The sequence below is a fragment of the Streptomyces sp. PA03-6a genome (genome assembly GCF_033792765.1).
In the GTDB taxonomy this organism is placed as follows: Bacteria; Actinomycetota; Actinomycetes; order Streptomycetales; family Streptomycetaceae; genus Actinacidiphila.
This window is the reverse complement of sequence record NZ_JARAVK010000004.1, coordinates 14,692-25,204: the sequence shown is the minus strand read 5'-3', so window position 1 is coordinate 25,204 and position 10,513 is coordinate 14,692. Positions and strand designations below refer to the sequence as shown.

The window sequence follows — 10,513 nt, the reverse complement described above, 5'->3', positions numbered from 1 at the left end:
CTTCCCGGAGGGTACGAGAGCAGGTTTCCCGGACCGTTTCGACGGCCGTGGGTGCCGGACGGCAGAGCCTCCACAGGACCTCACCTCGCGTGAGGGCGGATGCCCGGTAGGGCGACCCCTGCCATTCCGAACCCACGTCCGAGGAGTGGTCCGTGATCAACCCTGTCGAGTACAAGCCTGCGCGTCGTACCTGGATCCGTGAGGTCCTGGTCGGCGCCGCCGCCGGAGTCGTCTCCAACCTCGTGTTGGCGGCCCTGACGGCGGCAGCGCGCCTGCTCGTCTGAGGCGGGCATGTGGCGGGCCCGGCGAGCCCGCCACTCCCACTCCTCGGGCACTCAGAACAAGGGCCGCTGGCCGGCCTGCGATCTCGCCTTGCGATCACGCTTGCGTTTCCCGCTGCCGCGCTTCGGGCGCGGAAGATGGGGCACCCGTGCGGCAGGGGGAAGGTTCTCCCAGGTGGGGCGCAGACCGTGGATCTGGACCTCGCCGACCATCGTCCTCAGATACGCACGCGTCTCCTCATCCGTCGAGTAGAGCACGGTTGCGCGACTCGCCCGGGTCATCAGCACGTGGTAGGCATGGCGTACACACCGGGCGAATTCGTCGTCGTCGAGATTGCCCGCCCGCACCTTCGGATCGAAAGACCCCGGTACGGATACCCGCTTGACTCCCGTTCCGGCTTCCTTGCGTTCCTTGCCACGCTGGAAGACCCAGCGCCCGTCACGGCGGACCATGTCGTCACCCATGACAACGCCGCACCAGTCCCATTCGAGGCCCTGCGCCGTGTAGACACAGCCGATCTGGTCGAGACCGGCCGGGTGCACGGACCAGATCTTCGAAGGCGGGGCGCTGCCGTTCTCGCAGAAGCTCTCGCTGTCGGCGTTCCAGGGGCGGTGCCAGTCACCGATGCGGACGTCCGCTTCGAGCCGTCCCTCCGGGCCCTGCGGCTTGGTCCAGGGCCAGCAGTAGCCAGCCACCATACGAGCCGAGGCTCCGGTCCTGGCTTCAGTCCGGATGATTCTTTCCAGTTCCTCGGGGGCGTCGGCCACTTCGATGTGCATGAGCCCGTCCGGCGTCCACTTTTCCGGGTGGTCAGGCGACAAACCCAGAACGGCTCGCACCCAGCGGACGTAGGCATCGCTGCCCCCGCAGCGGAAGTGTTCGCGGAGCCGGTAGCGGACCAGCTGTGCGCCACGCCGTGCTGCGGCGTCCTCGATCAACGCGACCGTGCCCACTTCGTTCGGTCTCACGGACTGGCTCTCGTCCAGGAAGAACACGGTCACGCGCGAGGCATCCAATAGTTCGTCCACCTGCGGTTTCGTCCCCTGCTGCTCAGGGCGCCAGAATCGGTTGGTGGAGCGGTCCCGGAGACGGTGGGCCTCGTCGCAGATCAGTACGTCCAGACGCGGTTCGGGCGGGGTGACGAAACTGCTGAAATAGGTGAAGCTCTCCCTGAACTCCCTGTCGCCGTAGCCCACGTGTTCCTGCATCGCGCCGTTGAAAGCACGACTCCCGCTGGCGTAATTCACTGTCCGTCCCTGGGCCTCGAGTGCCGCCTTGATCTCGAGACCGATGGCGCTCTTGCCCGTGCCGGCGCCTCCGGTCACCAGGAAGACGACCTGCCTGTCGTCCGGAACGAGGGCGGGCCGGTCCGGGTCCCCGAGGACTTTGCCAGCGGTCTCCATGACGTCCTCCGCTACTTGCTGCTGCGCACCGCGCAAGGTGAAGACGGTGTCCTCCCCTCGCGACATGATCATGGCATCGAGCAGAGGAGTATTGCGTAAACACATGCGGTCAAGGAACTGCTCGGCGGCCGAGGCACCTCCGTCCTCCGCGAAGTGCTTCCGTAGATCGGAGAGCAGTTGTGCGCGACCGTCCTTGGTGTACATGCGGGCGTAGGCGCCGGTAGGGGCGCCAAAATCGGTAAGAACCTGGACGGACTCATCCGTGGCATTGTGTAGGTACGCGAAACCGCCACACTCGAACGAGATTCCTTGCAGAGGCCCTCGCGTACCGGTGAAGAGTTCGTAGTACTCACGCAGTTGCGCAGCCGGATGCTTCTTCAGATCGATCATGCCCGGCACTCGTACCAGTTCGGCTATGGCAGCTTCGACCCGTGTCACCGACGACCACCGTTTCAGCTCGACGAGCTGGATCGACAGATTACGGCTCTCCGGGTGCTTGCCGACCAGAACGACGTCGATGAGGCGGAGGTCGTTGGGATTCTCCGGTTGGTCAAGTGTCGCCGCGCACTCGACGATCATTTGCACGTCACCTCGGCCGGCTGCCACCAAGTCCTTGGCGAGGTGAACCAGGCTCTCGGCCCACGCGGCGCGTTCCGACTCTGAAGCCTCAGCCCCGCGGAAGTGCTTCCATCGGGCTGCCAGGTGCGGCACCATCCGACGCCTGGAGTTGAGAGTGAGCAGGTCCGCCGCGGAAAGCTTCAGCAGGAGCATGGGCACGACGTGGATCCCCCAGGGCACGAGTGACTCGTGCGGGTGGGGGCGTGTCCATCGAGGAAGCCCGTCGGGCCGCAACCGGTATGAAGAATCTTATGAAATCGATCGGTCATGCGGTCGGCATTTGCCAGCTGCCGGTGGGGACCGCACGGGTGCTGATCAAACCAGAGCGTCGCTCCGGTCCACGCCCACCAGTTCGCGCAGCTTCTCCCGAGTCTCCGGGTCCGTCGAGTACACGACCGTTCCGACCATCCCCCGCGTCAGCAGGACCTTGTAGGTGTTCCGGATCAGGCGGTCCACGTCTGCGTCCGGTGTGGACTTCTTGAAGACCGGGTCCTTGGACTTCGTACGGTCGGTGACCCAGAGGTCGCCGCGCCAGACCAGGTCAGGGCCGATGATGACGCCGGACCAGTCGTACTCGAAGCCCTGCGCGGTGTAGACACAGCCGATCTGGCCGAAGCCGGCCGGGTCGGTCGCCCAAAGGGCGGACGGGGGCGCCCCGGAAATAGCGCGTTCCCCTCGCAGGTTCCAGGGGCGGGCCCAGTCGCCGATCACAACGTCCGCCGGGAGCGGGTCGCCGGGTTTCGGCTCCGGTGACCACGGCCAGCAGTAGCCGGCGGACATGCGTGCCCCGTAACCCTGGGCACGGCGCTCCTTGAGGAACGCCTCCATCTCCTGCGGGCTCTCGGCGACCAAGAGCTTCATGCGGTCGTCCGGCTCCCACGTCACCGCACCACCCGGCTCGAGGCCAAGGAGCCGTACCACCCACCGCAGGTAGGCGTCGCTGCCGCCGCAGCGGAACTGGCTCTCCAGCGGAACAACACGGCAGGCGAGTCCCTTGCGGGCCGCGGCCGCCTTGATCTCGGCAACCGTGCCCATCTCCCCGGGGCGCACAACTTGGTGCTCGTCGAGGAGGAAGACAGGAACGCGAGCCACGTCAAGGAGTTCGTCGATCTGGGGCTTTCCCGTGCGGTGGGTAGCCGCGGTGTAGCGGTTCGCGGACGTCTCCCGGATGCGGTGGGACTCGTCGCAGATCACCACGTCGAGCGTGTTCTTCTCGGTCGTCATAAAGCTGTTGAAGTACTTGAACAGCTCCTGCACCTCGCGCTTGCGGGCGCCGGCCACCTTGCGCATGGTCTTCGTGAACGACTGGGAGCCAGTGGCGTGCAGGGCCGGAACACCCTGCCGGTACAGCTCTCCGAGCAGGGACAGCGCGATGACGCTCTTACCGGTGCCGGGTCCACCGGTGACGACCACGACCTCCTTGTGGTCGGACTGCTTCGCCTTACGTACGGCATTGAGCACCAGGCGGTACGCCACCTGCTGCTCGTCCAGCAGAACGAACTGCTCCCGCTCGCGCACTTCCTGTGCCGCGACGGCCATCAGTTGCCTGGACGGAACCGTCTTGCCCGCGAGGAGCTCGTCCGCAGCGCGAGCGCCCAAGCGCCTATTGCTCAGCCTGTTGCGCAGAAAGTCGAGGAACGCGCCCCGGCCCTCCGCGGTGAACATCCGGCCCCGGTCGTCCCGCTCGATCTCCCGCAGGCCGCTCACGCCGAATTCGGTCGCATTGTGAAGGTACGCCACGCCGCTGACTCGCTCCGGATGCTCAGCGACGGCGCCGTTGAAGTTGACCAGGTATTCGCAGTAGCGCCGTACTTGCTCGATGGGGTTGAGGACCGGTCGCGCATAGGCGTCGATCTGGCACAATTCCGGATCGTCGTCGTGCGGGGCGGCCTGGCTCCACTGCTTCAGCTCGACGACGACGTAGGACGGCTCCCCGGTGACCGGGTGCACGCCGGCGACCACAGCGTCGGCGCGCTTGCTGTTCAGCGGCAGCGCGTACTCCAGCATGACCTCTACGTCCCCGAGACCGGCGTCGTTGAGCGCCGCAGTCAGTGCCGGGATGCTGCGCTCCCAGGATCGGGTCTCGGACGTGCCGGGCCGGTAGCCGTGCATGTGAACGAACTGCTCGATGAGGTGATGGATGAGCGACCCGTCATGGGCCATGACGGCGACCGTCCTGGCTGACGCGCGGAGCAGCAAGGATTTCCCCCAGGCAGCACGAAGTGACTCGTGCGGGTGGGGGCATGTCCTTCGAGACTCCACCGGAGCGGAGCGGAAGCCCGTCGGGCCGCAATGACGATGTGATCAAGGGTACTCATGCGGCAGATGATGGTGAAGGCTCATCTTCGTGGGAAAGGCCCCGCTCACAGGCCCGATCGGGCCAACAGGGTCGGCAAGAAGGCAGCCTTGACCTTCTGCACCGAGCGAACCTGGAGAAGTTGCAGTTCCGCGAGGGGGACCGGTTCGCGGTGCAGCGCGCGAGTGGCCTTTGGCAACAACGTCGCCTTGACTCGGTAGGGGCGCTCGAAGTCGTCGGGCTCTGGTCGGGGTACCGCGTCGACCTCGGCCACAGCGGCGACAGCCGATTCCGGTTGGCTGAAGAAGATCCACAGGCGGTCGCCCGGCTTCATGCGGTTGCGTCGGCGGAGCCACAGGTCGAGGTGCGGTGAGGCGCTCTCGGCGAGCCGCAGCATGATGTGCCGGTTGGACGGCAACCCGTCGAGGGTGTCCAAGTTCGGGTTGAGGATGTAGATCCAGTTCTCCACAGTTCCCCCTCGACGGAACGGCCCCGGCCCCGTAGTGCGCGTCAGTGGTGGAGCACACCGGGCCACCCACGGTAGCCACATCCCCGGAGTTGTAAGCCCGGTCACGGCACACTCCGCCAAAGTGGGCGTCCGTGCCCCTGAACGTGCACCACCTCTCGGGGGCCCCTAGGAGAATCTCCGCACCTCAGGGCATTCAGCGACTGCTACGAGGGGCACGCGCGTTGGAACAACCGGGCGTCAGGGTGGGCAACTGCCGCCGCATCGCCCTCGCTGAGGCCATCAAATAGGTGCTCCAATACTTCGACGGGGAGGCAAATGCGACTGCCGCGGCCAAGGACATGAGCCCACGGGTACGCGGCGCGTGCCTGAGGCATGGCTCACCGCACCGCTGTGATGCCCCCGTCCGAGCCCATGAGCTTCCCCTGGCCGTAGAGATCCGCGATGTCGGTCTCCAGGAATCCGCGGATGTCGCGTCCTATCCGCCGCCAGCCGAAGAAGTCGCATGCTTCCCGGATCAATTCGTCCCGTGACATGCCCGGGCATTCCGCTGCGAGCTCGTAGAGGGCAAGCTGGCGCTCCGCGGCGGCAATATGCGCGGCCTTGCGTGGCGCGTCATCGCCGTCGGGGTGGCGGGCCTTCAGCTCGTCCCGGCCGGCCACGTCCAGGAAGTCGGTACGGACTGAGATCATCCCGGAACGCTCGAGCCCTCCTACGACCTCGCGGACGTTGTCGCGGATGCGGTTGCCCGCCCTGGCCACACCCCATGCCTCGCGGGCGCGCTGCACCAGCAGTTCCTCGTGGATGGGGCCCTCGATGGCAATGACCCTGGTCAGCAGAGTCTTCAGCTGGGGCCGGGCTTCCGGGGTGTGGAGCTCGTACAGGGAGCTGACGGTCATGTCGCATACCTCGTACATTGCGCTCCAGGGCCGCTCCGGCTCGGTGTCCACCGGGACCCGCTCGGGCTCTACCGGCACCACGGCAGGTCTGGCGTCCGGCGGCATGCTGCGCTGACGGCCGATCCCGCCGCCTGCCTCCTCCGAGCCAACGGTCTGCGCCGCCCCGGAGACCGGGAGCGGACGTCGGGCGACTGCCTGCTCGACTGCCTCGCGCAGCCGCAGCTCGGCGGCGGTGCGCCCTCGGTACCAGTCGGTGCCCCAGATGCGGTAGAGGCGCCATCCGAGGCCGGCCAGGACCTGTTCGCGCAGGCGATCGCGGTCGCGGGCGGCCTTGGAGGAGTGGTACATGGCACCGTCGCATTCGATGCCAAGGGCGTAGGAGCCGGGGGCGTCAGGGTGGCGCAGGCCGAGGTCGATGCGGAAGCCGGCGACGCCGACCTGGGGCTGGACGTCGTAGCCCCAGCCGCGCAGCACCTTCAGGACGGATTCCTCGAAGGGGCTCTCGGTCTCGTCGGGGCCTCGGACGATGTCGTGGGCCAGGACGGCGGGCCCGTTCTCGGCGTACTCCAGATAGCGCTTGAGGTGCTGGACGCTCTCCTTCTGGCTGTCGGCGAGCGCGGTGCCGTGGAAGGAGGCAACGACCTCCATGCGGTAGCGGGCACGGGTCACGGCGACGTTGAGGCGACGCCAACCGCCGTCGCGGTTAATGGGGCCGAAGTTGGTGGCGAGCTTGCCGTGTTCGTCCGGACCGTAGCCGATGGACATGATCATGGCGTCGCGCTCGTCGCCCTGCACGGACTCGAGGTTCTTGACGAAGAAGCCGTCGAGGCGGTCCTCAGTGAAGCAGTGGTCCAGGTCGGGCCGGTGCAGCCGGGCCTGCTGCACGGCCTGGTCGATGGCGGAGGCCTGGGCCTGGGAGAGGGCGACGACGCCGAGCGTGCGGCCAGGGCGGGTGTCGAAGTGATGGATGACGCGTTCAGCGACGAGTGCTGCTTCGATCCGGTTGTCGCGGCGGCCGCCGCGGTCGTATGCGCCCGTCGCCCGGAGGTAGGAGACGCCGACGTCGTTGCCGTGGTCGAGCGCGCCGGGGAAGGTGATCATGGAGTTGTCGTAGAAGGACCGGTTGCTGAAGGTGATCAGGTCCTCGTGGCGGCTGCGGTAGTGCCAGCGAAGCGGCAGCTCGCGCATGGCGCCTGCCTTGCAGGCGTCGAGCAGGGACTCGAAGGAGTCGGGTCCGTCCTGGTCGTACTGGTCGGAGTCGTCCTCGACGGACGAGTCGAAGAACGAGGTGGGCGGCAGCTGCTTGGAGTCGCCGGCGACGACCAGAGAGCTGCCCCGGTAGATGCAGTTGATCGCGTCGCTGGGGCGGACCTGGGACGCCTCGTCGAAGATGACCACGTCGAAGTGGTAGTCGGCGGGCAGGAACTGGCTGACCGTGAGCGGGCTCATCATGAAGCAGGGCTTGATGGTCTGCACGACCTCGCGGGTGCGGCCCAGCAACTCGCGCACCGGCATGTGCCGGGTCTTCTTCTCCGCCTCGCGGGTGATCACGGCCGAGGCGCCGTTCCCGAAGCGGCGCGGACGGCGCCGGTTGCAGGCTTCGATGACGGCTCCGCCCGCTGCGGCGACCAGTCGGCGGTCGGCTTCCTGGAAGGAGGCGACGCGGGCGTCGAGGTCGGCGGAACGGGTGGTGCGCAGCCGGGAGTCGGAGGCGAGCAGGGCGTCGGCCCAGGCCTTGAGTACCGCCTGCTCGACGACGGCGGGGAACTGTTCGGCCGGAACGGTACGCTCGGCGGCGCGCAGTGCGAGGTCACCGGCGCCGTGCCGGTCGAGGAGGGCGACAGCGTCGCGGTAGGTCTGCCACTCCTCCGGGCCACGCGGGTCGGCGAGGAAGACGCCCACCGCCTGCTGGGCCTGCCCGAGGGCACCGAGCATCGCCGGGGAGAGCTGGCCCCGGCGGGGAGCGTCGAAGAGTTGCAGCAACTCGGTCGCGGACTCGGACCAGCGGGTGGCCCGCTGGTCAGCTGCGTCGCACCAGTCGGACAGCGCGTCACGGGCGCTGCGGGCGAGCAGGCCCGGCAGCGGATCGGGATCGGCGTCGTCGGCGAGGTGCGAAGCGAGCAGGTCCCGGCTCTCGGTCTCCCCTCTCAGCTCGGCGATGCGATCGGCGGTGGCCAGAGCCTGGTCGAGGTCGGCCAAGTCGTCGAGGGCGCGTGGGGTGTAGTGGGCGAGCAGGTCGCGGTGGGCTTCGGCAAGACGGGCGGCCTCGGCTGTGGCGCGCTGCCAGGTGAGTGCCTGCTCCAGCCGTCCGGTGAGGGACTTGTCCCAGATGCCGCTGCGGGAGAGGGCGACCGCGGCCGCGCGGTCGGCCTTGTACTGGGCGGAGAAGCGAGCCATCATCCCGCGGTGCTGTTCGGCGAAGCGCTGTACCAGAGCGGGAAGGTCTTCGAAGGTGAGGACCTGCTCGCCAAAGACGTCCTCGGCGGCTCGTCGTGCTTCGGCCTCTGCGGTGAGCGCGGATCGCAATTCACCGGCGGCCTGGTGGGCCCGGCCGAGTGGCTCGGAGGCGAACCATTGCCGGGGCGGGCGCCGTTCGGCGGAGGTGAGGTCTGCCAGTTCGAGAAGCGCGAAGGCGCTCTCGGGCGTCCCCGGCTTGGGCAGGCCGAACAGGTCGGCGAGCTGGGCAAGGGTGGTCGACAGGTCTTCTGGAAGGGTCACCGCTGGCTCAGGGGGACGGGCCGGAAGGGCTGCTCGCAGTGTCCGTACCAGTTGCTTGAGGTCGTGCACGGTGCGCGGCTCGGGGAGAGCCGTGGCGAACGGCCGGCGCTCGGCGGCTGCCCGAAGCGCCCGCAGGGCGTCGGCGGCCTCTTCGGCGATGGTGAGGGCTGAGGCACCCACCAGGCCGCGCCAGGCGAATGCCTCACCCTCGGCGGCCGGCCTCCAGGCGCGGCTGACGGCTCCGGCGGCAGTGATCAGTTCCTGCAGGGCGGCGGCGCTGAGGTTGCCGACGGCGCCCGTGTTCCTGCCACTCAGGGGCAGCTGTGGGGTATCGGCCTGTTCCAGCAGAACCAGGCGACCCAAGACGTCGTGCAGGGTTCGCTGCAGCGGTTCACGGGTCTGGTTCATCGCGGCCGCGTAGGCGGACAGTTCCTCGCGCAGGCGGCGCGCCTGGTCGAGTTCGTGTTCCGCGGCCCCGGTGACGCGCGCCTCCGTGGTCAGTACCCGGGCGAGTTCGGTGGCCACTGCCCTCTTCGTGGTGCTGCCGCTGTGCAGGGCCATGACGAAGTCGCCGAGGCCGACGCTGCGCAGGCGGTTGCGGACGACGTCGAGCGCCGCGGCCTTCTCGCTGACGAACAGGACGCTGCGCCCCGTGTGCATCAGGGAAGCGATCATGTTGGTGATGGTCTGGCTCTTGCCCGTTCCCGGCGGGCCGCTGACAACGAAGGAGCGTCCGTCCAGCGCGGCGGCGATGCACTGCCGCTGCGAGGCGTCAGCGTCGAGGACGAGCGGCGTGCGCTCGGGGAGCTGGATCTCGTCGATGCGGTCCAGCTCTGGTGGCTCGAAGTCGATCAGGTCGTCGGGGAGACCGGCGTCGGGCCCGAGACCGACGGCCCGGACCAGGGGGTGGGCGAGGATCTGCTCCTCGTTCTGCTGCAGATCCTGGTACATGGCCTCCTTGTACGAGGCGAAGAGACCGAGGACAACCCGTTCCCCGACCGACCATCCCTGCTGGCCGGCCGCGACACGGCGCGCCGCGGCAAGGACAGCACCGAAGTCGGAGACGTCGCTCTGGGCGACGGCGGTCCAGTCGACACCGAGCCGGTCGAGCTTGACCGCGAGCGCCGGATTGTGGATCCGGTCCTGGTCATCGGCGAGGTGAAGGCGCGTACGACCGCGTCCGTCACGGCGCAGTTCGACCGGGACCAGCAACAGGGGCGCCGCGCTGCTCTCGTGCGCACCCATCTCGCGCCAGTCGAGCATGCCGACGCCCAGCCACAACACCCACAGTCCGTAGTCGTTGTACATCTGGCCGGACTTCTGCCGTAGCTGGTTCAGTGCGGCATCCAGCGCGGCCTGAGTCGCCTTCTGGGTCACCAGCCCGGACCGGTCCGTAGGGCGCCGGCGAGGAGGCATGTCGGCCGACTCCAGCTCTTCCTCGACCGGTGCGAAGTCCAAGCCGCGGGCCAGACCCGCCAGCAGCGCGGACGCATCCGGAGTGGTCAGCTCCAGCGTGGCGGTCCTGGTATGACGGAAGTTGAGCAGCCGGTTGCGTCCACCCAAATCGATCAGGGAATCGCGCCACGTGTTCAGGACAGACTTCAGCCGGCCAAGCCCGGGATCGCTGCTGCCGGAACGCGCGGTGCCGGTCGTCGGCCGGTTGGGCATAGGGGGGTACCTCCACAGGACAAGTCGAAGAGGGCGCCACGACGTGTCCCCCTGCCACATTCCCTATCAGTGGACAACCGACGGCACGACGGAAACAGCAGGATGAGATACGAATTCGTTGCCCATGTCCCGCAGGCAGACAGGCATCGCTACGTCGGCGCCC

Annotated in this window: 5 protein-coding genes; 1 reads left to right on the top strand and 4 read right to left on the bottom strand. The window is 68.0% G+C overall.

Annotated elements, in window-relative coordinates:
- Positions 1-152 precede the first annotated feature (152 nt).
- Positions 153-284, top strand: coding sequence for a DUF6408 family protein (locus tag PV350_RS01730; RefSeq protein ID WP_500332589.1), 132 nt, complete (start codon positions 153-155; stop codon positions 282-284).
- 51 nt (positions 285-335) lie between these two features.
- Here the strand turns inward: PV350_RS01730 and PV350_RS01725 are convergent, their stop codons facing one another.
- The 4 genes from PV350_RS01725 to PV350_RS01710 form a co-directional block, all read right to left on the bottom strand.
- On the bottom strand, positions 336-2,456 hold the full coding sequence (locus tag PV350_RS01725) for a DUF2075 domain-containing protein (protein WP_500332633.1): 2,121 nt from the start codon (positions 2,454-2,456) through the stop codon (positions 336-338).
- 162 nt (positions 2,457-2,618) lie between these two features.
- Positions 2,619-4,502 (bottom strand): DNA/RNA helicase domain-containing protein, encoded by a 1,884-nt coding sequence (locus tag PV350_RS01720; RefSeq protein WP_500332588.1) that lies wholly within the window; start codon positions 4,500-4,502, stop codon positions 2,619-2,621.
- Between the two features lie 164 nt (positions 4,503-4,666).
- Positions 4,667-5,068, bottom strand: a complete 402-nt coding sequence (locus PV350_RS01715; RefSeq protein WP_500332587.1) for a hypothetical protein — start codon at positions 5,066-5,068, stop codon at positions 4,667-4,669.
- 377 nt (positions 5,069-5,445) lie between these two features.
- The gene (locus PV350_RS01710; RefSeq protein WP_500332586.1) at positions 5,446-10,350 is read right to left on the bottom strand and encodes a DUF3320 domain-containing protein; all 4,905 of its coding nucleotides are present in this window, start codon (positions 10,348-10,350) and stop codon (positions 5,446-5,448) included.
- Positions 10,351-10,513 lie beyond the last annotated feature (163 nt).

What these genes read in the sequence shown, in the direction of transcription:
- PV350_RS01710 (WP_500332586.1), bottom strand. Translation starts at nt 10,350, where the DNA reads ATGCCCAACCGGCCGACGACCGGCACCGCGCGTTCCGGCAGCAGCGAT.
- PV350_RS01725 (WP_500332633.1), bottom strand. Translation starts at nt 2,456, where the DNA reads ATGCTCCTGCTGAAGCTTTCCGCGGCGGACCTGCTCACTCTCAACTCC.